The 24,766-nt window shown below is 60.0% G+C and carries 20 protein-coding genes and 7 tRNA genes; 20 read left to right on the forward strand and 7 right to left on the reverse strand.

Going from position 1 to position 24,766, the window contains the following annotated elements; all coding sequences use genetic code 11:
- Positions 1–276: 276 nt before the first annotated feature.
- A tRNA-Asn gene (locus PLD_RS25715) sits at positions 277–352 on the reverse strand.
- Positions 353–621: 269 nt separating this feature from the next.
- On the opposite strand from PLD_RS25715, the gene PLD_RS25720 reads away from it, so the two are divergent.
- A complete protein-coding gene (locus PLD_RS25720) occupies positions 622–855 on the forward strand; it encodes a hypothetical protein (protein ID WP_159897506.1) in 234 nt (77 codons plus the stop codon).
- Positions 856–861: 6 nt separating this feature from the next.
- On the opposite strand, the gene PLD_RS25725 is transcribed toward PLD_RS25720, so the two are convergent.
- Entirely contained in the window at positions 862–1,059 is a 198-nt protein-coding gene (locus PLD_RS25725) for a hypothetical protein (RefSeq protein WP_159897507.1), read from the reverse strand.
- Positions 1,060–1,191: 132 nt separating this feature from the next.
- Positions 1,192–2,388, reverse strand: coding sequence for an amino acid aminotransferase (locus PLD_RS25730; protein ID WP_159897508.1), 1,197 nt, complete (start codon positions 2,386–2,388; stop codon positions 1,192–1,194).
- A 337-nt stretch (positions 2,389–2,725) separates the two neighbouring features.
- On the opposite strand from PLD_RS25730, the gene uvrB reads away from it, so the two are divergent.
- Positions 2,726–4,741 carry an excinuclease ABC subunit UvrB gene (uvrB, locus tag PLD_RS25735; RefSeq protein ID WP_159897509.1) on the forward strand — a complete coding sequence of 672 codons (2,016 nt, stop codon included), beginning with the start codon at positions 2,726–2,728 and terminating at the stop codon, positions 4,739–4,741.
- Between the two features lie 54 nt (positions 4,742–4,795).
- Here uvrB and PLD_RS25740 read toward each other — a convergent pair whose 3' ends face one another.
- Both PLD_RS25740 and PLD_RS25745 read right to left on the reverse strand, forming a co-directional pair.
- On the reverse strand, positions 4,796–6,286 hold the full coding sequence (locus PLD_RS25740) for an MDR family MFS transporter (RefSeq protein ID WP_178116246.1): 1,491 nt from the start codon (positions 6,284–6,286) through the stop codon (positions 4,796–4,798).
- Between the two features lie 49 nt (positions 6,287–6,335).
- Positions 6,336–7,382 (reverse strand): HlyD family secretion protein, encoded by a 1,047-nt coding sequence (locus PLD_RS25745; protein ID WP_159897511.1) that lies wholly within the window; start codon positions 7,380–7,382, stop codon positions 6,336–6,338.
- Between the two features lie 233 nt (positions 7,383–7,615).
- Here PLD_RS25745 and gltX point away from each other — a divergent pair, with 233 nt between their 5' ends.
- The 12 genes from gltX to PLD_RS25805 all read left to right on the forward strand — a co-directional run bounded on the left by gltX (position 7,616) and on the right by PLD_RS25805 (position 13,840).
- Positions 7,616–9,097 (forward strand): glutamate--tRNA ligase, encoded by a 1,482-nt coding sequence (gene gltX / locus PLD_RS25750; protein ID WP_159897512.1) that lies wholly within the window; start codon positions 7,616–7,618, stop codon positions 9,095–9,097.
- Positions 9,098–9,376: 279 nt separating this feature from the next.
- A tRNA-Ala gene (locus PLD_RS25755) sits at positions 9,377–9,452 on the forward strand.
- Between the two features lie 80 nt (positions 9,453–9,532).
- A tRNA-Glu gene (locus PLD_RS25760) sits at positions 9,533–9,608 on the forward strand.
- Positions 9,609–9,660: 52 nt separating this feature from the next.
- Positions 9,661–9,736 (forward strand) — tRNA-Ala (locus tag PLD_RS25765).
- Positions 9,737–9,816: 80 nt separating this feature from the next.
- Positions 9,817–9,892, forward strand: a tRNA-Glu gene (locus PLD_RS25770).
- Between the two features lie 52 nt (positions 9,893–9,944).
- Positions 9,945–10,020, forward strand: a tRNA-Ala gene (locus tag PLD_RS25775).
- An 80-nt stretch (positions 10,021–10,100) separates the two neighbouring features.
- Positions 10,101–10,176, forward strand: a tRNA-Glu gene (locus tag PLD_RS25780).
- A 180-nt stretch (positions 10,177–10,356) separates the two neighbouring features.
- Entirely contained in the window at positions 10,357–10,896 is a 540-nt protein-coding gene (locus PLD_RS25785; RefSeq protein WP_159898208.1) for a TetR/AcrR family transcriptional regulator, read from the forward strand.
- A gap of 28 nt (positions 10,897–10,924) precedes the next feature.
- Entirely contained in the window at positions 10,925–11,758 is an 834-nt protein-coding gene (locus tag PLD_RS25790; RefSeq protein ID WP_159897513.1) for an alpha/beta fold hydrolase, read from the forward strand.
- A 46-nt stretch (positions 11,759–11,804) separates the two neighbouring features.
- Positions 11,805–12,239, forward strand: coding sequence for a thioesterase family protein (locus tag PLD_RS25795; RefSeq protein WP_159897514.1), 435 nt, complete (start codon positions 11,805–11,807; stop codon positions 12,237–12,239).
- Between the two features lie 78 nt (positions 12,240–12,317).
- Positions 12,318–13,277: a tRNA-dihydrouridine synthase gene (locus PLD_RS25800; RefSeq protein ID WP_159897515.1), complete on the forward strand. Its 960-nt coding sequence runs from the start codon at positions 12,318–12,320 to the stop codon at positions 13,275–13,277.
- A gap of 116 nt (positions 13,278–13,393) precedes the next feature.
- On the forward strand, positions 13,394–13,840 hold the full coding sequence (locus tag PLD_RS25805; RefSeq protein ID WP_159897516.1) for an Hsp20 family protein: 447 nt from the start codon (positions 13,394–13,396) through the stop codon (positions 13,838–13,840).
- Positions 13,841–13,888: 48 nt separating this feature from the next.
- Here the strand turns inward: PLD_RS25805 and PLD_RS25810 are convergent, their stop codons facing one another.
- Positions 13,889–17,167: an EAL domain-containing protein gene (locus PLD_RS25810; protein ID WP_159897517.1), complete on the reverse strand. Its 3,279-nt coding sequence runs from the start codon at positions 17,165–17,167 to the stop codon at positions 13,889–13,891.
- 79 nt (positions 17,168–17,246) lie between these two features.
- Positions 17,247–18,137 carry a LysR family transcriptional regulator gene (locus PLD_RS25815; protein WP_159897518.1) on the reverse strand — a complete coding sequence of 297 codons (891 nt, stop codon included), beginning with the start codon at positions 18,135–18,137 and terminating at the stop codon, positions 17,247–17,249.
- Positions 18,138–18,290: 153 nt separating this feature from the next.
- Here PLD_RS25815 and leuC point away from each other — a divergent pair, with 153 nt between their 5' ends.
- The 6 genes from leuC to PLD_RS25845 all read left to right on the forward strand — a co-directional run bounded on the left by leuC (position 18,291) and on the right by PLD_RS25845 (position 24,701).
- Positions 18,291–19,709, forward strand: coding sequence for a 3-isopropylmalate dehydratase large subunit (gene leuC, locus PLD_RS25820; RefSeq protein ID WP_159897519.1), 1,419 nt, complete (start codon positions 18,291–18,293; stop codon positions 19,707–19,709).
- A gap of 10 nt (positions 19,710–19,719) precedes the next feature.
- Positions 19,720–20,364 (forward strand): 3-isopropylmalate dehydratase small subunit, encoded by a 645-nt coding sequence (gene leuD / locus PLD_RS25825; protein ID WP_159897520.1) that lies wholly within the window; start codon positions 19,720–19,722, stop codon positions 20,362–20,364.
- Between the two features lie 99 nt (positions 20,365–20,463).
- A complete protein-coding gene (locus PLD_RS25830; RefSeq protein ID WP_159897521.1) occupies positions 20,464–21,228 on the forward strand; it encodes a class I SAM-dependent methyltransferase in 765 nt (254 codons plus the stop codon).
- A gap of 50 nt (positions 21,229–21,278) precedes the next feature.
- The gene (gene leuB, locus PLD_RS25835) at positions 21,279–22,361 is read left to right on the forward strand and encodes a 3-isopropylmalate dehydrogenase (protein WP_159897522.1); all 1,083 of its coding nucleotides are present in this window, start codon (positions 21,279–21,281) and stop codon (positions 22,359–22,361) included.
- 54 nt (positions 22,362–22,415) lie between these two features.
- Positions 22,416–23,528 carry an aspartate-semialdehyde dehydrogenase gene (asd, locus tag PLD_RS25840; RefSeq protein WP_159897523.1) on the forward strand — a complete coding sequence of 371 codons (1,113 nt, stop codon included), beginning with the start codon at positions 22,416–22,418 and terminating at the stop codon, positions 23,526–23,528.
- A 162-nt stretch (positions 23,529–23,690) separates the two neighbouring features.
- The gene (locus PLD_RS25845) at positions 23,691–24,701 is read left to right on the forward strand and encodes an aspartate-semialdehyde dehydrogenase (RefSeq protein ID WP_159897524.1); all 1,011 of its coding nucleotides are present in this window, start codon (positions 23,691–23,693) and stop codon (positions 24,699–24,701) included.
- Positions 24,702–24,766: the final 65 nt, after the last annotated feature.

Raw genomic sequence — 24,766 nt, forward strand, 5'->3', positions numbered from 1 at the left:
GGTTGCCGAAGGGCTCATCGAAGGGGAGGGGCACGGGGACTGTGCTGACAGGAACATCGTGGTCTGACTGGCCGGATAAATAGGCGTATAGCCTACGTCAGGCCATTGCGACAAGGCAATCAGGCCTTGGCATCGGCCATTCGGCCCGGCAAAACACTTCTGCCGCATCCCGGGCTGACATGCGTATCGGTAAACTAGCAGGGGGGGGTACTTGGGCTGATTTGCCGTAAGAGCAGGGCGCTCTTGTTGGGCTTGAGGCAAATCAGTGCTTGAATTTGGCTCCACGACCTGGACTCGAACCAGGGACCCAGTGATTAACAGTCACTTGCTCTACCAACTGAGCTATCGCGGAATGCGCCGTATCTTACTGATTCAAAAAGGGAAGTCAACAAGCTGAGGAGATTTTTTTAAGCGCGCGCGAGTTTGAATGATCTGCCGGCATGATTTCGAGGGTTTTATCGGTTCGCAGGCCTATGCGTGATCCGATAGCAGCTACCATGGCTTCCCGGAAGTGGTTTCACGCGCTACCGGCCTCAAACCGCATAGGTAAACCTTTATGATCCGCTTCGATTTGTCCTTGGTTCCTGCCGCGTTTTTCGCCGCCCACTGCGGGGTGCTGTCATGAGTATCGAGCAGATCAGTCTGCCCAAAGGGGTAGGGCCTCAGGCCAGCAAGCTGTTGGACGCCATTACCCAGGCTGGATCGGCGCCCGATCTGAATCGTGCTGGCGGCAAGGCCGAGGGGTTTGTCCTTGGACTGGAAAGCGCCAAGGCCATCAAGAGCCAGGTGGCCGAGGCGCTGTACGTGGCTTTTGATGATGCCGCCAGTCAACGCCTGGCTGAACTGAAGGGGTGAGGTTGCTCAGCCGCCGAAGGTCAGGCTGCCGAGCATCAGTTTGGCTATCAGCGACGTGGCCGCCAGTTGCACCAGCCACAGGGCCAGCCCGCCGAGAAACACGCCGAGGGCAATTTGCAGTACCAGGCTTTTCTCGCGTTGCTGCGAGCGGGGCCGGTAGTGCTCCAGTTCGTCGCGGTCGGCACGCAGGTCATCATTTTTCATCGGGGTTCTCGGTCGGCAGGGAGGCGGGGTGTCAGTCTAGAGGCGTTGGCGGCTGGACTGGGGTATAGCTGGCAAAGCGGACAAAAAAAGGGGAAGCACCATGGCTTCCCCTTTTTACGTGGTGGCGGTGATTCAGATCACCTGCAGGATGGCCTTGGTCACCACGTCGATGTTGCTCTGGTTCAGCGCGGCAACGCAGATGCGGCCGGTGTCCAGCGCATAGATGCCGAACTCGTTGCGCAGGCGAGTGACTTGCTCAACGGTCAGGCCGGAGTAGGAGAACATGCCGCATTGGCGGCCGACAAAGCTGAAGTCGTGCTCGGGAGCGCCTTTGGCCAGTAAGTCGACCATCTGGGTGCGCATGCCGCGAATGCGCAGGCGCATTTCCGCCAGCTCCTGTTCCCACTGGGCGCGCAGCTCCGGGTTGTTCAGCACCGCGGCGACGATGGTTGCACCGTGAGTTGGCGGGTTGGAGTAGTTGGTGCGGATCACGCGCTTGACCTGGGACAGCACGCGAGCGCTTTCCTCCTTGGAGCTGCTGACGATGGACAGGGCGCCAACGCGCTCGCCGTACAGCGAGAACGACTTGGAGAACGAGCTGGAGACGAAGAAAGTCAGGCCCGACTCGGCGAACAGGCGCACCGCCGCGGCGTCTTCGTCGATGCCGTCGCCAAAGCCCTGGTAGGCCATGTCAAGGAACGGCACGAGGTTTTTCGCCTTGACCACTTCCAGGACGTTCTTCCAGTCCTGCGGGCTCAGGTCGACACCGGTCGGGTTGTGGCAGCAGGCGTGCAGCACCACGATCGACTGGGCCGGCAGGGCATTGAGGTCTTCCAGCAGGCCGGCACGGTTCACGTCGTGGGTGGCAGCGTCGTAGTAGCGATAGTTCTGCACCGGGAAACCGGCGGTTTCGAACAGCGCACGATGGTTTTCCCAGCTCGGATCACTGATGGCGACCACAGCGTTGGGCAGCAGCTGCTTGAGGAAGTCGGCCCCGATCTTCAGTGCGCCTGTGCCGCCAACGGCCTGGGTGGTGACCACGCGGCCAGCGGCCAGCAGTGGCGAGTCGTTGCCGAACAGCAGTTTTTGTACCGCCTGGTCGTAGGCGGCGATGCCGTCGATCGGCAGGTAGCCGCGGGAAGCGTGTTGAGCGGCGCGAATTGTCTCGGCTTCGACAACGGCGCGCAGGAGTGGAATGCGTCCCTCCTCGTTGCAGTACACGCCCACCCCAAGGTTGACCTTGTTGGTACGGGTGTCGGCGTTGAATGCTTCGTTGAGGCCCAGGATAGGATCGCGTGGTGCCATTTCGACAGCGGAGAACAGGCTCATTTTTACGGCGGCTCTGAATGGAGTGTGGAGGGACGTGTCGCGCTCCAGCCGAATGCACTAGAGCGGTGCACAAACGGGGAGCTAGTATAGAGGCCATCATCGCGGCGGGCGACAGCCGAATGATCTTTTGCGATAAGTTTTTCGCTTTATTTTTCGACCGTTAGTCTTATTGCAACGTCCAGGGTGTTAGCGGGTGCAGGACCTTTGCCTTGAAAGCGGTGGTATTGGGCTCCACATCTGGAACATTGCGGTTTTTTTCCTTGGCGACATGGGTCGTACGCGGTCTTTCATGTTCCTGTACGGTATCGCCGCGCACCAATGATCCCAGAGGTAGGTTATGTCCGAATTCCAGCTAGTCACCCGCTTCCAGCCCGCCGGCGACCAGCCGGAAGCCATCCGCCTAATGGTCGAAGGCATCGAGGCCGGGCTGGCCCACCAGACCCTGCTCGGCGTGACCGGCTCAGGCAAGACCTTCAGCATCGCCAACGTGATCGCCCAGGTGCAGCGCCCGACCCTGGTACTGGCGCCGAACAAGACCCTGGCGGCGCAGTTGTATGGTGAATTCAAGGCCTTCTTCCCGAACAACGCGGTGGAGTACTTCGTTTCCTACTACGACTACTACCAGCCCGAAGCCTATGTGCCGTCCTCGGATACCTTTATTGAGAAGGATGCCTCGATCAACGACCACATCGAGCAGATGCGCCTGTCGGCGACCAAGGCGCTGCTGGAGCGCAAGGACGCGATCATCGTCACCACGGTGTCCTGCATCTATGGTCTGGGCAGCCCGGAAACCTACCTGAAAATGGTCCTGCACGTGGACCGCGGCGACAAGCTCGACCAGCGCGCCTTGCTGCGCCGCCTGGCGGATCTGCAATACACCCGTAACGACATGGATTTCGCCCGTGCCACCTTCCGCGTGCGCGGTGACGTGATCGACATTTATCCGGCGGAATCCGACCTGGAAGCGATCCGCATCGAGCTGTTCGACGACGAAGTGGAAAGCATCAGCGCCTTCGATCCGCTGACCGGCGAAGTGATTCGCAAGCTGCCGCGTTTCACCTTCTATCCCAAGAGCCACTATGTGACCCCGCGGGAAACCCTGCTGGATGCCATCGAGGGAATCAAGGTCGAGCTTCAGGAGCGCCTGGAATACCTGCGCTCCAACAACAAGCTGGTAGAAGCCCAGCGCTTGGAGCAGCGCACCCGTTTCGACTTGGAGATGATCCTCGAGCTGGGTTACTGCAATGGCATCGAAAACTACTCGCGCTATCTCTCCGGCCGTCCCGCCGGGGCCGCGCCGCCCACCCTGTACGACTACCTGCCGGCGGACGCGCTGTTGGTGATCGACGAATCCCATGTCAGCGTGCCCCAGGTCGGCGCCATGTATAAGGGCGACCGCTCGCGCAAGGAAACCCTGGTGGAGTACGGCTTCCGCCTGCCGTCGGCGCTGGATAACCGGCCGATGCGTTTTGACGAGTGGGAAGGGGTCAGCCCGCAGACCATCTTCGTCTCCGCCACTCCGGGCAACTATGAGGCGGAACACGCCGGGCGCGTGGTGGAGCAGGTGGTGCGCCCCACCGGGCTGGTGGACCCGCAAGTGGAAGTGCGCCCGGCCCTGACCCAGGTGGACGACCTGCTGTCGGAAATCACCAAGCGCGTGGCGGTGGAGGAGCGGGTGCTGGTCACTACCCTGACCAAGCGCATGGCGGAAGACCTGACCGACTACCTGGCCGATCATGGCGTACGGGTGCGCTACTTGCACTCGGACATCGATACCGTGGAGCGGGTGGAAATCATCCGCGATCTGCGCCTGGGCACCTTCGATGTCCTGGTGGGGATCAACCTGCTGCGTGAAGGCCTGGACATGCCGGAAGTGTCCCTGGTGGCAATTCTCGATGCCGACAAGGAAGGCTTCCTGCGTTCCGAACGTTCATTGATCCAGACCATCGGTCGCGCGGCGCGTAACCTCAACGGACGGGCGATTCTCTACGCTGATCGCATCACCGGCTCCATGGAGCGGGCGATGGGCGAGACCGAGCGTCGGCGTGAAAAACAGATCGCCTTTAACCTGGCCAACGGCATCACCCCTAAAGGGGTGTTCAAAGATGTCGCTGACATCATGGAAGGCGCCACTGTGCCGGGATCGCGCAGCAAGAAGCGCAAAGGCATGGCCAAGGCTGCCGAGGAAAACGCCCGCTACGAAAACGAACTGCGTTCACCGAGCGAAATCACCAAGCGCATTCGTCAGCTCGAAGAGAAGATGTATCAACTGGCCCGCGACCTGGAGTTTGAAGCGGCGGCGCAGATGCGCGACGAAATCACCAAGTTGCGCGAACGCTTGCTGGTCGTCTGACCTCCTGCGATCCCGCCGAAGCCGGCTTGTCGGCTCCTACAGGAAAATTGTCGATTAGTGGGCCCCTTCGGCCTTCAGGCCCTTGGGCAGGGCCCTGGTCAAAAGCACGGCCAGCATGCTGATGCCCAGGGCGATGCCAACAAAGTGGAAGGCGTCGTTGTAGGCCATGATCAGCGCCTGCTGGTGAGTGATCTCGCTGAGCTTGGCCAGTGCGGCGGTCTGGTTGCCGAGCTTTTCGGTGAGATCGCTAAGGCGCTCCGCCACCTGAGGGTTGCTCGGTACCACGGCTTCGCGCAGATAGTCGAAATAGGTCTTGGTCCGGGCGTCCAGCAGGGTTGCCAGCAGGGCAATGCCGATGGCGCCGCCGAGGTTGCGCAGGATGTTGAACAGGCTAGACGCCGATCCCGCGTCCTGGGGTTGTATATATGCCGTGGCGATCAGCGAGATGGTGACCATGATCAGTGGCTGGCCCAGGGCGCGGATAATCTGGATGTGATTGAACTGCGGCCCGGCGAAGTCCGGGTTAAGTACCCCTGAGGAGAAGCTCGCCAGCCCGAACAGGCCAAAACCCAGGGCGCACAGCCATCTCGGCGAAATGAATTGCATCAGCTTGGGCACCAGGGGAATCAGGAACAGCTGTGGTATTCCCATCCACATGATCACCTCACCGATCTGCAAGGCGTTGTAGTCCTGGATTTGTGCCAGGTACAGCGGTAACAGGTAGATCGACCCATATAGGCCGACACCCATGCCCAGGCTGGAAATGCTCGACAGGCCAAAGTTGCGATTGCGCAGGATGCCCAGGTTGATCAGCGGATTGGGTTTGGAAACCTGCACGATCACGAAGGTGATCAGGCTGATCAGGGCAATGCTGCCCAGGGTGACAATCAGGCTGGACTCCAGCCAGTCCTTGCGATGGCCTTCTTCGAGAAACACTTGCAGGCAGCCCAGCCCCAGGCCGAGGGTGAAAATTCCAGCGTAGTCGGTGCTTTTCAGCAACTCCCAATGGGCGGCCTTCTTTTCCAGGCCGTAGAGCAGACCGGCAATCATCAGCAGGCCCGGCGGCACGTTGATGTAGAAAATGTATTCCCAGCCCCAGTGTTGTGTCAGCCAGCCGCCGAGGGTCGGGCCAATGGAGGGGGCGAACGTGGCGGTCATGGCAAACATGGCCATGCCTTTGGCGCGGTGGTGTTCGGGGAGCTTGATCAGGGTCAGGGTGAAGGCTAGGGGGATCAGTGCACCGCCGGTAAAGCCCTGCAAGGCACGGAACACGATCATGCTTTCCAGGCTCCAGGCCATGGAGCAGAGCAGGGAGGCAATCAGAAATCCCGCCGAGACCAGCACCGCCAGCCGCCGCGCCGAAAGCAACTGCACCAGCCAGGCGGTGAGGGGGATCATGATGATCTCCGCCACCAAGTAGGACGTGGAGATCCAGGAGCCTTCCTCCAGGGTGGCGGACAGTGCGCCCTGAATGTCTCTGAGCGAAGAGTTGGTGATCTGGATATCGAGTACTGCCATGAAGGCGCCGAGCATGGCGCTCATCACCGCGATCCAGTCGCGCCGGGTCGGTTCGGCCACCGGGCGCAGCAGTGGATCACCGGCCATCGACAGGGTCTTTGATGTTCACTTTGACGGTGACCGACATGCCTGGACGGATCTTGCCCTGCAGCGGGTTGTCGAAGGCGAAGGTCAGTTTCACTGGGATACGTTGCACCACCTTGGTGAAGTTGCCGGTGGCGTTGTCCGGAGGCAGCAGGCTGAACTGCGCACCCGAGGCGGCGAACAGGCTGTCGACCCGGGCCTGGATCGGCGTATCGCTGTAGGCGTCAAAGGTCAGTTCGGCTTGTTGCCCGGGCAGCATGTGGCCGATCTGGGTTTCCTTGAAGTTGGCTTGAACCCAGATGTCCTGGTCGGGAACGATTGACAGCAGATAGGCGCCGGCCTGCACCACCTGGCCGTTGCGGGCGGCGCGTTGACCGATGAGGCCGCTGATGGGGGCATGGATCTCGCTGCGGGCCAGGTTCAGCTGTGCCTGGGCCAAATCGGCCCGGGCATTGTCGATTTGTGCGTCGAGGCGTTTGATCTCGGCGTTCAGGGCATTGACTTGCTGGCGCTGGGCTTGCAGGTCGGCCTCTGCCTTGGCCACTTGAGAGCGGGCAATATGGTTGTCGGCGGAGAGGGTGGTGACTCGCTCCTCGGAGACATAACCGGGCTTGCGCAGGGTTTGTGCTCGGGACAGATCGATCTGTGAGCGACCGAGGCTGGCCTGGCTCGAAGCCACCTGGGCTTGGCCGGCGGCAATCAGGCTGGCTTGCTGGGCCAGCTTGCTCTGGGCCTGTAGGCGTTCGGCCTCGCGGGTGGCGAGGGCGGCTTGAGCGCGGTCCACGGCCAACTGGAAGTCCTCGCTTTCCAGGTGCACCAGCAACTGGCCTTTTTTCACGTGTTGATTGTCGTGCACCAGCACTTCATCGATCCGTGCGCTCAGTTGGCTGGAGACTCGGGTGATCTCACCCTGGACATAGGCGTTGTCGGTGGTTTCATAAAAGCGACCGTGGAACCACCAGTGGGCGAAGAACCCCAGGCTGACTAGCAGGGTCAGGGACAGGAAAATGAACAGGCGACGCTTGAGTTGGGCAGGCATGGGCGGGCTGAATTCAGAAAAAGTGTAAGGAAATCTATCAGCGGGCGAATCTGGCATATAGCGATTGGGTGGTAAATGCCACTCGTTGATTATTGGCCATTCACAGGGGCTGGAGCGCCTTGCAGTCGCAACCTTGGCTTAAATGCCCTCCTTACTGGAGCCGGGCGGCGGTCGCCTGTTACCATTCGCCCCCTGTTTTACTCCTCGCTTTTCTTTTCTTTTCGAGACATGCCATGACCACCGTCCGCACGCGCATCGCGCCATCGCCTACTGGAGACCCCCACGTAGGTACCGCTTACATCGCTTTGTTCAACTACTGCTTTGCCAAGCAGCATGGCGGTGAGTTCATCCTGCGTATCGAAGACACTGACCAACTGCGTTCGACCCGCGAGTCCGAACAGCAGATTTTTGATGCCTTGCGCTGGTTGGGTATCAACTGGAGCGAAGGCCCGGATGTCGGTGGTCCTCACGGTCCTTATCGGCAGAGCGAGCGCGGCGACATTTATCAGAAGTACGCCCAGCAGTTGGTGGACCTTGGGTACGCCTTCCCGTGCTTCTGCACCGCCGAAGAGCTGGACCAGATGCGTGCCGAGCAAATGGCTCGCGGCGAAACCCCACGTTATGACGGCCGTGCCTTGCTGTTGTCCAAGGACGAAGTCGCCCGGCGCCTGGCCGCTGGTGAGCCCCATGTGATCCGCATGAAGGTGCCGACCGAAGGCGTGTGTGTGGTGCCGGACATGTTGCGTGGCGATGTCGAGATCCCCTGGGACCGCATGGACATGCAGGTGCTGATGAAGACCGACGGTCTGCCGACCTACTTCCTGGCCAACGTGGTGGATGACCATCTGATGGGCATCACCCATGTACTGCGTGGGGAAGAGTGGTTGCCGTCGGCGCCGAAGCTGATCCTTTTGTACGAATACTTCGGTTGGGAGCAACCCCAACTGTGCTACATGCCGCTGCTGCGTAACCCGGACAAAAGCAAACTGTCCAAGCGCAAGAATCCGACCTCGGTAACCTTCTATGAGCGCATGGGCTTCATGCCGGAAGCCATGCTCAACTACTTGGGGCGCATGGGCTGGTCGATGCCTGACGAGCGCGAGAAGTTCTCGTTGCAGGAAATGGTCGATCACTTCGATTTGTCGCGGGTATCCCTGGGCGGGCCGATCTTCGACATCGAGAAACTGTCCTGGCTCAACGGTCAGTGGCTGCGAGACTTGCCGGTGGAAGAGTTCGCCAGTCGGGTGCAAACCTGGGCCTTGAATCCCGAGTACTTGATGAAGATTGCGCCGCACGTGCAGGGCCGGGTTGAGACCTTCAGCCAGATCGCTCCTCTGGCCGGCTTTTTCTTCGCCGGTGGCGTGACCCCGGATGCCAAGTTGTTCGAATCCAAGAAGCTTTCTGGTGATCAGGTGCGGCAACTGATGCAGTTGATCCTGTGGAAGCTCGAAAGCCTGCGTCAGTGGGAAAAAGACAGTATCACCGCGACCATTCAGGCGGTGGTCGAATCCCTGGAGCTGAAGCTGCGTGATGCCATGCCGTTGATGTTCGCGGCGATCACGGGGCAGGCCAGCTCGGTGTCGGTCCTCGATGCCATGGAAATCCTGGGGCCGGACCTGACTCGTTTCCGTCTGCGCCAGGCCATTGACCTGCTTGGTGGTGTGTCGAAGAAAGAGAACAAGGAGTGGGAGAAGCTGCTGGGCGCTATCGCCTGAGGCGTCTTTAGTGGCGGTAGAACCGTCGGGGGCGGTGATCTTTTGGGCTACGCTGGATCCTTGGGCGCAAGGCAATTGATCACCGGCTAAGTCGGTTTCTCCCGGCTGGTGGCGACCCTTTTGCTGGCGTCGACATGGGCCGGGAAGCCCGAAAAAGCCAGGTTTTTCCGGGTGGGGTGGTAAGTGATTGTTATCCCTTCAAATTTTTTTTCAAAAAGCGGAAAAAAAATTGACAGCCTTCAGATCCCCCCTTAAGATTCGCCCCGTCCTCAACGACGAGGGGCTATAGCTCAGCTGGGAGAGCGCTTGCATGGCATGCAAGAGGTCGACGGTTCGATCCCGTCTAGCTCCACCAATTTTACAGTTCAAGGCCTGGCCACACCGGCCTTGAATCGATCAGTACTCAGCACTGGTCAGTTGTACAGAAGGGTTTGCGTCCCCTTCGTCTAGTGGCCTAGGACACCGCCCTTTCACGGCGGTAACAGGGGTTCGAGTCCCCTAGGGGACGCCAGTTTCACACAAGTGATGTTGCAAGATGTCGCTGCGCCGCGAGGCGAAAATCCGGGGCTATAGCTCAGCTGGGAGAGCGCTTGCATGGCATGCAAGAGGTCGACGGTTCGATCCCGTCTAGCTCCACCAATTTTACAGTTCAAGGCTTGGCCACACCGGCCTTGAATCGATCAGTACTCAGCGCTGGTCAGTTGTACAGAAGGGTTTGTGTCCCCTTCGTCTAGTGGCCTAGGACACCGCCCTTTCACGGCGGTAACAGGGGTTCGAGTCCCCTAGGGGACGCCAGTTTCACACAAGCGATGTTGCAAGATGTCGCTGCGCCGCGAGGCGAAAATCCGGGGCTATAGCTCAGCTGGGAGAGCGCTTGCATGGCATGCAAGAGGTCGACGGTTCGATCCCGTCTAGCTCCACCAATTTTACAGTTCAAGGCTTGGCCACACCGGCCTTGAATCGATCAGTACTCAGCACTGGTCAGTTGTACAGAAGGGTTTGTGTCCCCTTCGTCTAGTGGCCTAGGACACCGCCCTTTCACGGCGGTAACAGGGGTTCGAGTCCCCTAGGGGACGCCACGTTTACCCGCTCTGCGGGATTTTTAAGGGTCATTCAATTATTGAATGGCCCTTTTGTTTTTCTGGCGTTCTGCCAATCCTCATAGTCTTCGGCCTGCGCATTTGATTGGAAGTCACTCTAGTGGCTTGCACAAATTTATTATGCTGATAATATTTTGATCGTAATATTTGGAGGTGGCGATGAACGATAAAAAGGCTCAAACCCGCGAACGTATTCTCCAGGCTGCCAGTTCCGCGTTGATCCAGCGTGGCCCGGCCGAGCCCAGTGTAGGTGAGGTCATGGGGGCCGCAGGGCTCACGGTCGGCGGCTTTTATGCGCACTTTGAGAGCAAGGACGCGCTGATGCTGGAAGCTTTTACCCAATTGCTCGCTCACCGGCGTGGTTTGCTCGATGAGATGGACGCAAGCTTGAGCGGTGAAGAGCGCAGGGCGCTGGTCGCGGCATTTTATTTGTCACGCAAACACCGTGACTCCACTGAGCAGGCTTGTCCGATTCCAGCGGCGGTGGGTGAGTTTGGGCGGCTCCCTGAGAGTTTTCGCGCGGCCTTGAATGAGCACATGGAGTTGATGGTGGCGCAGTTGGCTGTCAGTCCCGAGGACACCGACAAGGCGCTGGCAGACATGGCGCTGATGATTGGCGGCTTGTCGCTGGCGCGAGCGTTGGGGCCGGGTGAGTTATCCGATCGTTTGCTGCGCGCTGCGAAGTCGGCGGTTTTATGATCTGAGGTTCGGTTGCGAGGTGGCGGTGATGAATGCATTGAGCTGGATTCGTGGTGTCAATGGCAGCGTGGGCTGGGTCGCCCCGCAATGGGCGGCGAGCCGGATGCGCCAACTGTTTATGACTCCCCGTGAGTTGCCGCCCCGTGAATGGGAGTTACCGTTGCTGGAGCGGGCCGAGCGCGTCACCCTCCGATTTGGGCTTGCGGCTTTGCGCTGGGGGCAGGGGCCAACGGTGTTGCTGATGCATGGATGGGAAGGGCGGCCCACCCAGTTCGCCAGCTTGATCGAAGCACTGGTGGCGGCCGGTTATACCGCTGTGGCGCTGGAGGGGCCGGCCCATGGTCGTTCTCCCGGGGAGGAGGCTAATGTTGCGCTGTTTGCCCGGGCAATGCTGGAGGCCGCGGCAGAACTGCCGCCCCTGCGTGCGGTGATTGGTCATTCCATGGGCGGCGCCAGTGCGATGCTCGCCATACAAATGGGGTTGCGCACCGAAACTCTGGTCAGCATCGCGGCTCCAGCACGCATTCTGGGAGTCTTGCGAGGTTTTGCCCGTTACATGCGGTTGCCGCCCAGGGCTCGTTCAGCCTTTATCCGGCAGGTGGAGCGGCACGTGGGGATGCGCGCCGCATCATTGGACGTGGCCCAGTATCGGTTGGACATGCCTGGTCTGATCGTTCATGCAGAGGATGACCGGTTTGTCCTGGTCCGGGAGTCGGAGCTGATTCACCAGGCCTGGCTCGACAGTCGCTTGTTGCGTCTGAGTGAGGGAGGGCATCAGCGAGTATTGGCCGATCCTCGCGTAGTCGACGCGGTGATTGCCCTGGTCACTGCTCGGCACTTGCCAGCACCCCCATCTGCCTGAGCATCCGTTACACTGCCGCGGTCAAAAAACTGACCGGGAGTTGGGTATGAGTTGGGATCTGGCAACGCCATTCATCATCGATCTGCAAGTGACGGCTGACGATATCGATGGCCTGGGGCACGCCAACAATGCGGTCTATGTGGCGTGGTTGGAGCGTTGCGCCTGGCGCCATTCGCAGCGCTTGGGGTTGGATCTGACCGAGTATCGTCGCCTGGATCGGGCGATGGCAGTGGTGCGTCACGAAATTGATTATCTGGCCGCCGCTTACGAAGGTGATGAGGTGCAATTGGCTACCTGGATCGTCGATTGGGACCAGCGGCTGAAGATGACCCGGCGCTTCCAGTTGGTCCGTCCGAGCGATGGCAGCACGCTGTTACGGGCCCAGACCACCTTTGTCTGCATCGAGCTGTCCAGCGGCAAACCCAAGCGCATGCCCGCCGAGTTCCTGGAAGGCTACGGAGCGGCGTTGCAGGGTTCCTGATGACCTTCCTCCCGTCCTGGGGCTAAACCCAGTAAACTGGCGAACGTTTTTCGCCTGTTTTTTCGTTGAGTGTGTTTCATGCAAATTGCCTTGGCGCCCATGGAGGGGTTGGTCGACAACATCCTGCGGGACGTATTGACCCGTGTTGGCGGGATCGACTGGTGTGTCACCGAGTTCATTCGGGTCAATGACCGTCTGTTGACGCCTGCTTATTTTCATAAGCTCGCCCCCGAGTTGCGGCACGGTGCCCACACCGCGGCCGGTGTGCCGTTGCGCGTGCAATTATTGGGCTCGGACCCGGTGTGTCTGGCGGAGAACGCCGCCCTGGCCTGTGAGTTGGGCAGCGAGGTCATCGATCTGAACTTCGGTTGTCCGGCCAAGACCGTCAACAAATCCCGGGGCGGCGCGGTACTGCTCAAGGAGCCCGAGTTGCTGAACCAGATCGTCGAACATGTGCGGCGTGCGGTGCCCGCGCATATCCCGGTCACGGCGAAAATGCGTCTGGGGTTCGACAGCCCGGATGGTGCGCTGGTATGCGCCACGGCCCTGGCCGAGGGCGGCGCCGAGCACATCGTGGTGCACGCCAGGACCAAGGTTGACGGTTACAAGCCGCCGGCCCACTGGGAGTGGATTCCTCGGGTGCAGGAAGTGGTCAAGGTGCCGGTGTTCGCCAACGGTGATATCTGGAGCGTCGAAGATTGGCGGCGTTGCCGGGAAATCAGCGGTGTCGAAGACATCATGCTTGGGCGCGGACTGGTGTCGCGTCCAGACCTGGCACGGCAGATCGCCGCGGCTCGGGCCGCTGAGGAGGTGGTAGAGATGTCCTGGGCCGATCTGCAACCCCTGCTCCAGGACTTCTGGGCCCAGGTGGTGGTGCAACTGACACCGCGTTCCGCGCCTGGTCGTTTGAAGCAGTGGCTGGCCATGTTGACCCGCAATTACCCGGAAGCGGTGGAGTTGTTTACCGCCCTGCGCCGAGAAACCGATCTGGATCAAGTGGGGCGTCTGTTGGGCATGCCCCGTAACGAGGCAGCGTAAAAAAGTTCAAAAAAACGCTCTTGAAATGTCTGGGCCGATCCCTATCTCTTGGGTACGCGATGCCGAATTCGGGTCGCGCAGATAACTACCTCGCTGAAATATCAGGAGATTGACCCATGAGTACTGCATTTTCCCTGGCCCCACTGTTCCGTTCCTCTGTTGGCTTTGACCGTTTCAACGATCTGTTCGAATCGGCGCTGCGTAACGAGCCGGGCAGCAGCTACCCGCCCTACAACGTTGAAAAACACGCCGACGACCAATACCGCATCGTCATCGCGGCTGCCGGTTTCCAGGAAGAAGACCTGGAGCTGCAAGTGGAAAAAGGCGTGTTGACCGTGAGTGGTGGCAAGCGCGACAGCAATGAAGGCGTCACTTACCTGCACCAGGGCATTGCTCAGCGTGCATTCAAGTTGTCCTTCCGCCTGGCCGACCACATTGAGGTCAAGGCCGCGGGCCTGAGTAACGGTCTGTTGAACATCGACCTGTTGCGGATCGTGCCGGAAGAGGCCAAGCCTAAGCGTATCCCGATCAACGGTGCGCAGCAGCCGGCTCTGCAACACTAAGGCCGCTGCAACAAAAGGGCGCCCGGGTGGCGCCCTTTTTCGTGCCTGTCATTGCAGCAGTTTCTTGAACTCGTTCAGCGGCAAGGGTTGGCTGTGCAGGTAGCCCTGGTATAAGTGGCAGTCCAGTCCTTGCAGAAACTCCAGTTGTTGCGGAGTTTCCACACCTTCGGCAATCACCTTCAAATTCAGGCTGCGGGCCATGGCGACGATGGCGCGAATGATTTCCGCGTCGTTGGGGTCGTGGGTCGCGTCGCGCACGAAGGACTGGTCGATCTTCAAGGTGTCCACCGGCAGACGCTTGAGGTAGGTCAGGGAGGAATAGCCGGTGCCGAAGTCATCCATGGCGAAACTGACGCCGATCTTTTTCAGGCGGCGCATCTTGCTGATGGTGTCCTCCAGGTTCTGGATGACGATGCCTTCGGTAATCTCCAGCTTCAGTAACGACGAGGGCAGGGCGTAGGTGCTCAGGCTGTGTTCGATTTTTTCGACAAAGTCGTTCTGGCGAAACTGCCGTGGGCTGATGTTGACGCACAGGCTGAAGTGATGCGGATCGATCAGGCGCAATTCGATCAGTTGACTGAAAGCCTGGCAGGCTTCGTCGAGAATCCAGGTGCCAACTTCAAGGATCAGCCCGCTGTCTTCCAGCACCTTGATGAATTCTGTCGGTGATTGTGCGCCCAGCTCCGGGTGTTGCCAGCGGACCAGGGCCTCGGCACCGACAATCCGGTTGTCGCGAGCGTCCACCTGAGGCTGGAAGTGCACGCTGAACTCGCCGCGTGACAGTGCCAGGCGCAGGTCGGTTTCCATGCGCAATCGCTCGCTGGCGGCCTTCTGCATGGTGTTGTGGTACATCTGCGTGGTGTTGCGCCCGGAGTCCTTGGCGCGATACAGGGCGATGTCGGCGCGCTTGAGCAGGTCGGTGGGGGTGGAACCGTGGTCGGGAATCAGCGCCACGCCGATGCTTGGGGTGACTTGCAGGCGCTGGCCGTCAAGGAACATCGGTTCCGAGAGCAGCTCGCGCAATGTGTCGGCCAGATGCCGGACCTGCTCGCTGACCTCGTTGCGGGAGCCTTCCAGGCCGCTGAGCAGCACCACGAATTCATCTCCGCCCAGGCGTGCCACGGTGTCTTCCATGCGTACGCTGGCTTCCAGTCTGGCGGTGATGATCTTCAATACGGTATCGCCCACGGGATGGCCCAGGGAATCGTTGATGTGCTTGAAGTGATCCAGATCGAGGAACAATAGCGCGCCGCGCAGGTTGTGGCGCTTGAGCAGGGCGATCTGCTGGCTCAGGCGATCCATCAGCAGGGCGCGATTGGGCAGGTTGGTCAAAGGGTCGTGGTAGGCCAGGTGGCGGATCTGTGCCTGGGCATTCTTCAGTAAGCTGACGTCCCGGGCGGTCAGCAGCAGGCATGGCGTTTCATTGAGGATGATCGGTTCGACCGAGACCTCCAGGGTGAGGATTTCCCGGCGTTTGTTGCGTCCGAGTATTTCCAGGTGGTGCACCCGGCCCTTGAGCTTGAGTTCGGTCAGGAGCGTCGCCAGTTGGGCTTCTTCGGCCCAGATGCCGATCTGATACATGGTGCTGCCGATCACCTCGTCGGTGCGGTAGCCGGTCAGGCGGCAAAAGCCGTCGTTGACCTCCAGGTAGCGCCCGGTGTCGCGTTCGGTGATGGTGATGGCGTCGGGGCTGGAGTGGAAGGCCTTGGCAAATTTTTCTTCGCTGGCCTTGAGCGCGGCCTCCGAACGTTGTTGCTGGGTGATGTCACGCAGGGTGGTGACGATGCACGGCTGCTTGTCCACGGTGATCAGGCGGCTGGAAATGATGCAAGTCAGCGCCTGGCCATTCTTGTGATTGACCACCACCGCCACATTGTTCAGTGCCTGTTCACGAATCACCTGTTCGATCCGCCGCAGACGGGGTGCGGGGTCTTCCCACAAGCCGATCTGTTCGGCGCTGCGATTGATCACATCTTCCGGGGGCCAGCCAAAGGTTTGGGTGAAGCTGGAGTTGATCTCGATGAACTGACCGGTTTCCAGCAGGGTCAGGCAGATGGGATCCGGGCTGACCTGGAACAGGCTGGCGAACTTCTCTTCGGAGGTGATCAGGCGCTGTTCGCGTTCCACTTGTTCAGTGATGTCCAGCAGGGTCCCTGCCATGCGCAACGGATTACCCTGTTCGTCGCGATAAAGACGGGCGCGGCTTTCCAGATAGCGTGAGCTGCCGTCCGCCAGTTGCACGCGGTAGGTCAGTTGATAATTGCCTTCCGGGCCTTCTCGCAGGCTGCGATAGGCATCGCGCATGGAGTCGCGCTCTTCCATGGGCACGCCCTCGAAGAAGGCTTCGAAGGATTCATGGAAGGGCTTGGGCGCCAGGCCGTGCAGTTGTGCGGCGCGGGCGGAGCCATAGAGCATGCCGCTGGGAATGTGCCAGTCCCAGGTGCCCAGTTGTGCTGAATCCAGGGCTAGATCGAGGCGTTCCTGGCTGTCCTTGAGGGCCTGCTCGGCTTTTTTGCGCTCGCTGGTGTCGAGAAACGTGCTCAGTAAGTAAGCCTTGCCTTCCAGTTCGACCTTTTGCGCGCTGAGGATGCCGTCGTGGATCTGCCCGTTGCTGGCGCGGAATTGCACCTCAAGGCTGATGGCCTGGCTGGTCTTCTGGATCGCCGTGATCAGTTGGGCGCGCTGCTCTGGATTGACCCATAGACCGATTTCCAGGGTGGTACGCCCGATCACATGCTCGGCGGGCCAGCCGAACTGGCTTTCGAAATATTGATTGGCCTCGCTGATCAGGCCGTCTTCCAGGCGGGTCAGGAGCACCATGTTGGGGCACAGGTGGATCAGGGTGGCAAAGCGTTTTTCTGAATTGCTGAGGGCTTCTTCGCGTTGACGCTGGTGGGTGATCTCGCGGATCACCCCGATCATTCGGGGCTTGCCCTGTTTGTCCGGCAGTACGCTGCCGTTGATCTCCAGCCAGTGCAGGCTGCCATCGGGCCAGCGAATGCGGTGGTGCATGGCCTGTTCCAGGGGCGCGCCAGCCAGCACCGAATGAAAGGCGCGTATGGTTCGGGCTCGGTCCTCCGGGGGCAGCAGGTCCAGGTATTCGAGGTTTTCCGGCAGGGGTTGGTGCGGATCGAAGCCGAACAGCGCCTGAGTCCCTCGGGACCAACTGATCTGCCCGCTTTCAATATCCCAATACCACGCCCCCAGTCGTGCACCGTTGAGTGCAGCGAGCAGTTGTGGCGCGCTTTCCCAGCTTTGTTCCGAATCTCTGGGATTAATAGCCTGAATACGCGGCATGGGTGGAATACGGTCAGCGGGTTTTGGCATGGGGGGCAGGCCTTGAGCTGAGTAGGTCGTTTAGCGCAGGGGGGCATGGGGGGATGTGGTGCGGGCAATACCCGGATTACTAAGCCGGGTTCCCTGGCCAATCGACCTGTGCATCCAGTAAGGCCATGAAAGCCCGCGCAGCATTCGATAGCGTCCGTTCGGTGTGCAGGATATAGCCTAGCTGGCGTCTCAGTTGTATGCCCGGTAAAGGAATGCGAGCCACTTGATCGTCAAGCATGGTGCGTGGCAGTACGCTCCAGGCCAGGCCGATGGAAACCATCATCTTTATAGTTTCCAGGTAGTTAGTGCTCATGGCGATGTTCGGCGCCAGGCCTTGGGCTTCAAACAAGCGTTGGACAATATGGTGGGTAAAGGTATTGCCGCCAGGAAAAACCGCCGGGTGCAGGGCAATGTCCGCCAGGCTGACCTGGCCATTGCTGACCAACGGGTGTTCTGGCGCGGCGACGAAGTCCAGTGGGTCGTCCCAGACGACTGCGGCCTGGATCAGGCTATGGGGCTCCGGGGCAAGGGTGATGACCGCCAGTTCGGCCCGGCCATGGAGGATTTCTTCGTAGGCCACCTCGGAATCGAGAAATTGAATGTCCAGGGCAACCTCGGGGTAGCGCCGGGTAAAGGCTCGCAGCAGCGGTGGCAGGCGATGCAGGCCAATGTGATGGCTGGTGGCCAGGGTCAGGCGACCGCTGACTTCGCCGGTGAGGTTGGTCAGGGCGCGGCGGGTATCGTCCAGCACGTTGATGATCTGATAGGCCCGGGGCAGCAGGGCGCGTCCAGCCTCGGTGAGTCCTATCTCACGTCCTAGGCGATCAAATAGGCGGACATTGAGCTGTTGTTCCAGTCCGGCAATACGTTTGCTGATGGCCGGTTGGGTCAGGTGCAGCCGTTCACCGGCGCCGGAAAAGCTGCCGGTCTCGGCGATGGCGATAAAGGCGTTGAGGTTGGCCAGGTCCATGCTTGCATTCCAGTTGGTTATCCAAAGTATGAAAAATATGAATTTGAGTTATTTAATCTAACGCCATAGCATCAGCCTCACAAGCCAAGGGGTTATTGATCGGCCGACGATCAGGGCCCGGGGCATAGAAACAAGCTGATGAGGAATGGTCCGATGGCCGGTAAGACGCTCTACGACAAGCTCTGGGATTCGCATTTGGTCAAACAGCGCGACGATGGTTCGGCGCTGATCTATATCGATCGTCACATCATCCATGAAGTGACCTCGCCGCAAGCCTTCGAAGGCCTGCGCCTGGCCGGGCGCAAGCCATGGCGCATCGATGCCAACATCGCCACCCCGGACCACAACGTACCCACCACGCCAGAGCGCAAGGGCGGGATCGAAGCGATTGCCGACCAGGTTTCCCGTCTGCAAGTGCAGACTCTTGATGACAACTGTGACGAATACGGCATCGTCGAGTTCAAGATGAACGACGTGCGCCAGGGCATCGTCCACGTGATCGGCCCGGAGCAGGGGGCGACCTTGCCGGGGATGACCGTGGTCTGTGGCGACTCCCACACCTCCACCCATGGCGCCTTTGGTGCCCTGGCCCATGGCATTGGCACCTCCGAGGTGGAGCATGTGCTCGCCACCCAGTGCCTGGTGGCCAAGAAAATGAAGAACATGCTGGTGCGCGTGGAAGGCACCTTGCCCTTCGGCGTGACTGCCAAGGACATCGTCCTTGCTGTGATCGGCAAGATCGGCACCGCCGGCGGCAACGGCCACGCCATCGAATTCGCCGGTAGCGCCATCCGCGACCTGTCCATCGAAGGCCGCATGACCATCTGCAACATGTCCATCGAAGCTGGCGCGCGTGTTGGTTTGGTGGCGGCGGATGAAAAAACCGTGGAATACGTCAAGGGTCGTCCATTCGCTCCCAAGGGGGGCGAGTGGGATTTGGCGGTGGCGGCCTGGAAGGACCTGGTGTCCGATGCCGATGCCAGGTTCGACACCGTGGTCGAGCTCGATGCCGCGCAGATCAAGCCGCAGGTCAGTTGGGGCACGTCGCCGGAAATGGTCCTGGCGGTGGATCAGAACGTACCGGACCCAGCCAAGGAAATGGACCTGGTCAAGCGCGATTCCATTGTCCGCGCCTTGAAGTACATGGGCTTGAGTGCCAATCAGGCGATCACCGACATTCAATTGGATCGCGTGTTCATCGGTTCCTGCACCAACTCGCGGATCGAAGACTTGCGCGCCGCGGCGGTGATCGCCAAGGGCCGTAAGGTCGCGTCCACCATCAAGCAGGCGATTGTGGTCCCGGGTTCGGGCTTGGTGAAGGCCCAGGCCGAGTTGGAAGGCCTGGACAAGATTTTCCTCGAAGCCGGTTTTGAATGGCGTGAACCGGGTTGCTCGATGTGCCTGGCGATGAACCCGGACCGTTTGGAGTCTGGCGAGCATTGCGCCTCCACCTCGAATCGCAACTTCGAAGGGCGCCAGGGCGCAGGCGGTCGTACCCACTTGGTCAGTCCGGCCATGGCCGCGGCCGCCGCCGTCAGCGGTCGTTTCGTCGACGTCCGTGAATTGATCTAAGGAGCGCAGCATGAAAGCTTTCACCCAGCACAATGGTTTGGTCGCGCCTTTGGATCGTGCCAACGTTGACACCGATCAGATCATCCCCAAGCAGTTCCTCAAGTCGATCAAGCGCACCGGTTTCGGTCCCAATTTGTTCGATGAGTGGCGCTACCTGGACGTGGGCCAGCCTTACCAGGACAACTCCAAGCGCCCGTTGAACCAGGATTTTGTCCTCAACGCCGAGCGTTACCAAGGTGCCAGCGTGTTGCTGGCGCGGGAGAACTTCGGTTGCGGCTCCAGCCGTGAGCACGCGCCGTGGGCCCTGGAGGAATACGGTTTCCGCAGCATCATCGCGCCGAGCTATGCCGACATCTTCTTCAACAACAGTTTCAAGAACGGCTTGCTGCCGATCATCTTGAGCGATGCTGAAGTGGACGAGTTGTTCCAGCAGGTCGAAGCCACCCCGGGTTATCAGTTGCATATCGACCTTGAGGCGCAAACCGTGACCCGTCCTGACGGCAAGGTGCTGAGCTTCGAGATCGACGCGTTCCGCAAGCACTGCCTGCTCAACGGTCTTGACGATATCGGCCTGACCTTGCAGGACGGCGACGCCATCGCCGCCTTTGAAGCCAAGCACCGGGCCAGCCAGCCCTGGTTGTTTCGCGACGCCTGATCGTCGGCAAGCCGGTGCCGGCGGAATCTCGCAGGTGCCGGCCTTGCAGGAGCTGGCTTGCCGGCGAACGCTGTTTCCCTTGTCCAGAAGGATCGTGCCATGACCAGTAACACCCACAGTCAGGTCGTACAGCAGCAATTTGGTGAACAGGCTTCGGCTTACCTGAACAGTGCCGTACACGCTCAAGGCGCCGAGTTCGCGCTGCTACAGGCCGAGGTGGCGGGCAAGAGCGGTGCGCGAGTGCTGGATCTGGGGTGCGGTGCAGGGCATGTCAGTTTTCATGTTGCGCCGCAGGTCAGGGAAGTGGTGGCCTACGACCTCTCCCAGCAGATGCTGGATGTCGTGTCGGGAGCAGCGCAGGAGCGTAGTCTGCACAACATCCACACCGTGAAAGGTGCCGCTGAACGCTTGCCGTTCGCCGATGATGAGTTCGATTTCGTCTTCAGCCGTTACTCGGCGCATCACTGGAGCGATCTGGGCCTGGCCTTGCGGGAGGTGCGCCGTGTACTGAAGCCCGGCGGCGTGGCGGCGTTCATTGATATCTTGTCGCCGGGCAGTCCGCTGCTGGACACTTACCTGCAGAGCGTCGAAGTGCTGCGTGACACCAGCCATGTACGTGACTATTCGGCGGGGGAGTGGCTGCGTCAGGTCAGCGAGGCTGGCCTGCATACCCGCAGTACCTCCCGTCAGCGCTTGCGTTTGGAGTACCACTCCTGGGTTGAACGCATGCGTACACCTGAGCCGCTGCGGGTGGCGATCCGCGAGCTGCAGCAGGCGATGGGCAATGAAGTGCGCGAATATTTCGAGATTGAGGCCGATGGATCGTTCAGTACGGATGTGCTGGTGCTGTGGGCCGAGCGATAGATTTTTTCCGGACGCGCCTTTGGTGCGCCGACAGAACAAATGAGGAAAGCATGAGCAAGCAGATTCTAATTCTCCCTGGTGACGGTATTGGTCCAGAAATCATGGCCGAGGCGGTCAAGGTGCTGAAGTTGGCCAATGACAAGTACAGCCTGGGTTTCGAATTGAGCCATGACGTGATCGGTGGTGCAGCCATTGACAAGCACGGCGTACCTTTGGCCGACGAAACCCTGGAGCGTGCCCGCGCGGCCGACGCTGTTTTGCTGGGCGCGGTGGGTGGGCCGAAGTGGGACAAGATCGAGCGTGACATTCGTCCTGAGCGCGGCTTGTTGAAGATTCGAGCGCAATTGGGCTTGTTCGGCAACTTGCGTCCGGCGATTCTCTACCCGCAACTGGCGGATGCCTCGAGCCTGAAACCGGAAATCGTCTCTGGCCTGGACATTCTCATCGTTCGCGAGCTGACGGGTGGTATCTATTTCGGTGCTCCGCGCGGCACTCGTGAGCTGGAAAATGGCGAGCGCCAGTCTTACGACACCCTGCCGTACAGCGAGAGCGAAATTCGCCGTATTGCTCGGGTCGGCTTCGACATGGCCCGGGTGCGTGGCAAGAAGCTGTGTTCGGTGGACAAGGCCAACGTTCTGGCCTCGAGCCAGCTGTGGCGTGAAGTGGTCGAGCAGGTGGCCCAGGATTACCCGGATGTCGAGCTGAGCCATATGTATGTCGACAACGCCGCCATGCAACTGGTGCGCGCGCCGAAGCAGTTCGACGTGATGGTCACCGACAACATGTTCGGCGACATCCTTTCTGATGAGGCCTCGATGCTCACCGGTTCCATCGGCATGCTGCCGTCGGCATCCCTGGATGCCAACAACAAGGGCATGTACGAGCCGTGCCACGGTTCTGCGCCGGACATTGCCGGCCAGGGCATTGCCAATCCGCTGGCAACGATCCTTTCGGTGTCGATGATGCTGCGTTACAGCTTCAACCTGACCGACGCGGCGGACGCCATCGAGCAGGCGGTGAGTCGGGTGTTGGATCAAGGTTTGCGCACTGGTGACATCTGGTCGGCCGGTTGCACCAAGGTCGGTACGCAGGAAATGGGCGATGCAGTAGTCGCCGCGCTGCGGAATCTGTAATCTTTCGGGCCCACTGCACAGACAGTGGCCCACTTTTGTAAAGGTGTAGTTGCGATGAAACGTGTAGGTCTGATCGGTTGGCGCGGTATGGTCGGTTCCGTGCTCATGCAGCGGATGCTGGAGGAGCAGGACTTCGATCTTATTGAACCGGTGTTTTTCACCACTTCCAATGTCGGTGGCCAAGGGCCGTCAGTGGGCAAGGATATTGCCCCGCTGAAGGATGCCTACAGCATTGAAGAGTTGAAAACCCTCGACGTGATTCTGACCTGCCAGGGTGGCGACTACACCAGCGAAGTCTTCCCCAAGCTGCGCGAAGCCGGCTGGCAGGGCTACTGGATCGACGCTGCCTCCAGCCTGCGCATGCAGGATGACGCGGTGATCATCCTCGACCCGGTGAACCGCAAGGTCATCGACCAGCAGTTGGATGCCGGGACCAAAAACTACGTCGGCGGCAACTGCACCGTCAGCTTGATGCTGATGGGCCTGGGGGGGCTGTTCGAAGCCGGTCTGGTGGAGTGGATGAGCGCCATGACCTACCAGGCAGCCTCCGGCGCTGGCGCGCAGAACATGCGTGAACTGATCAAGCAGATGGGCGCTACCCATGCGGCGGTCGCCGATGACTTGGCCAACCCGGCCAGTGCCATCCTCGATATCGACCGTAAAGTGGCGCAAGTCATGCGCAGCGACGCCTATCCGACCGAGAACTTCGGCGTGCCCCTAGCCGGCAGCCTGATTCCGTGGATCGACAAAGAACTCCCTAACGGTCAAAGCCGTGAAGAGTGGAAGGCCCAGGCCGAAACCAACAAAATCCTCGGTCGCTTCAAGAACCCGATCCCGGTGGACGGCATCTGTGTACGTATCGGCGCCATGCGCTGCCACAGCCAGGCGCTGACCATCAAGCTCAACAAGGACGTGCCGATCGCCGATATCGAAGGGCTGATCAGCCAGCACAACCCTTGGGTCAAGCTGGTGCCGAATCAGCGTGACATCAGCATGCCGGAACTGAGCCCGACCAAGGTCACCGGCACCCTGAATATTCCGGTGGGTCGTTTGCGCAAGCTGAACATGGGGTCACAGTTCCTCGGTGCCTTCACCGTGGGCGACCAGTTGCTGTGGGGCGCGGCCGAACCGCTGCGGCGCATGTTGCGGATCCTGCTGGAGCGCTGATTCTCTGAGTGCTTGAAAGAGCCCGCGCCTTTCCCGAGGCGCGGGTTTTTTGTATCTCGTAAGTAGGGGCTCCCTTGATTCAGGCGCTCGTTCCTCACGAATTGCCTCGCCACCTCGTGCCGGGTAAAGTGCCGCTCCCCCCGTTTTGCCTGAGGTAACTCCATGACCCCGTCCTTTGATATTGCCGTGATCGGCGCCACCGGCACGGTCGGCGAAACCATGGTGCAGATCCTTGAAGAGCGCGATTTTCCGATTGCCAACCTGCACCTGCTGGCCAGTAGCGAGTCGGCTGGTCATTCGGTGCCGTTTCGCGGCAAGAACGTCCGTGTGCGCGAAGTCGATGAATTTGATTTCAGTCAGGTGCAACTGGCGTTTTTTGCGGCGGGGCCAGCAGTAACGCTCAGTTTTGCGCCTCGCGCCACGGCGGCTAATTGCGCGGTGATTGATCTCTCGGGTGCCTTGCCCGCAGCCCAGGCACCCAACGTCGTGCCCGAAGCCAATGGCAGCGTCCTGGCAGGCCTGAAAAAGCCAGTGCAATTGAGTAGCCCGAGTGCATCGGCTACCGCGTTGGCGGTAGCGCTTGCTCCGTTGCAGAGTCTGCTGAACGTTCAGCGGATCAATCTTACCGCCAGTCTGGCGGTCTCTAGTCAGGGGCGTGAGGCCGTCAGCGAGCTGGCTCGCCAGACTGCCGAGCTGTTGAATGTGCGCCCACTGGAGCCGCGTTTCTTCGATCGTCAGATGGCTTTCAATCTTCTGGCTCAGGTCGGTACTCCGGACGCGCAGGGGCACACCCCGCTGGAAAGGCGTCTGGTCAGTGAGTTGCGTGAGCTGCTGTCGCTACCTTTATTAAAGATTTCAGTGACTTGTGTTCAAGCCCCGGTGTTTTTTGGCGATAGCTATAGCGTGACTCTGCAGTCAACTGCCGACGTTGATCTGGTTGCGGTGAATGCGGCGCTTGAGGCGGCACCTGGACTTGAACTGGTCGAGGCCGGTGATTATCCGACTGCAGTGGGTGACGCTGTGGGCCAGGACGTAGTCTATGTTGGGCGGGTTCGAAGCGGTGTCGATGATCCGACGCAACTGAATCTGTGGCTGACCTCGGACAACGTCCGCAAAGGCGCCGCCTTGAACGCTGTGCAACTGGCTGAATTGTTGATAAAAGACCTGCTGTAAAAGATACTTGGCAACAATTTGCAGAATGGATCTAGCTGGGCGCTATGCTTGGCAAGTTGCTGGAG

This window comes from Pseudomonas sp. LD120 (genome assembly GCF_009861525.1).
Classification (GTDB): Bacteria; Pseudomonadota; Gammaproteobacteria; order Pseudomonadales; family Pseudomonadaceae; genus Aquipseudomonas.

Bases quoted from the DNA above. Each gene is read 5' to 3' on its own strand.
- PLD_RS25720 (WP_159897506.1), top strand. From the start codon at position 622: ATGAGTATCGAGCAGATCAGTCTGCCCAAAGGGGTAGGGCCTCAGGCC.
- PLD_RS25725 (WP_159897507.1), bottom strand. From the start codon at position 1,059: ATGAAAAATGATGACCTGCGTGCCGACCGCGACGAACTGGAGCACTAC.
- PLD_RS25730 (WP_159897508.1), bottom strand. From the start codon at position 2,388: ATGAGCCTGTTCTCCGCTGTCGAAATGGCACCACGCGATCCTATCCTG.
- uvrB (WP_159897509.1), top strand. From the start codon at position 2,726: ATGTCCGAATTCCAGCTAGTCACCCGCTTCCAGCCCGCCGGCGACCAG.
- PLD_RS25745 (WP_159897511.1), bottom strand. From the start codon at position 7,382: ATGCCTGCCCAACTCAAGCGTCGCCTGTTCATTTTCCTGTCCCTGACC.
- gltX (WP_159897512.1), top strand. From the start codon at position 7,616: ATGACCACCGTCCGCACGCGCATCGCGCCATCGCCTACTGGAGACCCC.
- PLD_RS25785 (WP_159898208.1), top strand. From the start codon at position 10,357: ATGAACGATAAAAAGGCTCAAACCCGCGAACGTATTCTCCAGGCTGCC.
- PLD_RS25790 (WP_159897513.1), top strand. From the start codon at position 10,925: ATGAATGCATTGAGCTGGATTCGTGGTGTCAATGGCAGCGTGGGCTGG.
- PLD_RS25795 (WP_159897514.1), top strand. From the start codon at position 11,805: ATGAGTTGGGATCTGGCAACGCCATTCATCATCGATCTGCAAGTGACG.
- PLD_RS25800 (WP_159897515.1), top strand. From the start codon at position 12,318: ATGCAAATTGCCTTGGCGCCCATGGAGGGGTTGGTCGACAACATCCTG.
- PLD_RS25805 (WP_159897516.1), top strand. From the start codon at position 13,394: ATGAGTACTGCATTTTCCCTGGCCCCACTGTTCCGTTCCTCTGTTGGC.
- PLD_RS25810 (WP_159897517.1), bottom strand. From the start codon at position 17,167: ATGCCAAAACCCGCTGACCGTATTCCACCCATGCCGCGTATTCAGGCT.
- PLD_RS25815 (WP_159897518.1), bottom strand. From the start codon at position 18,137: ATGGACCTGGCCAACCTCAACGCCTTTATCGCCATCGCCGAGACCGGC.
- leuC (WP_159897519.1), top strand. From the start codon at position 18,291: ATGGCCGGTAAGACGCTCTACGACAAGCTCTGGGATTCGCATTTGGTC.
- leuD (WP_159897520.1), top strand. From the start codon at position 19,720: ATGAAAGCTTTCACCCAGCACAATGGTTTGGTCGCGCCTTTGGATCGT.
- PLD_RS25830 (WP_159897521.1), top strand. From the start codon at position 20,464: ATGACCAGTAACACCCACAGTCAGGTCGTACAGCAGCAATTTGGTGAA.
- leuB (WP_159897522.1), top strand. From the start codon at position 21,279: ATGAGCAAGCAGATTCTAATTCTCCCTGGTGACGGTATTGGTCCAGAA.
- asd (WP_159897523.1), top strand. From the start codon at position 22,416: ATGAAACGTGTAGGTCTGATCGGTTGGCGCGGTATGGTCGGTTCCGTG.
- PLD_RS25845 (WP_159897524.1), top strand. From the start codon at position 23,691: ATGACCCCGTCCTTTGATATTGCCGTGATCGGCGCCACCGGCACGGTC.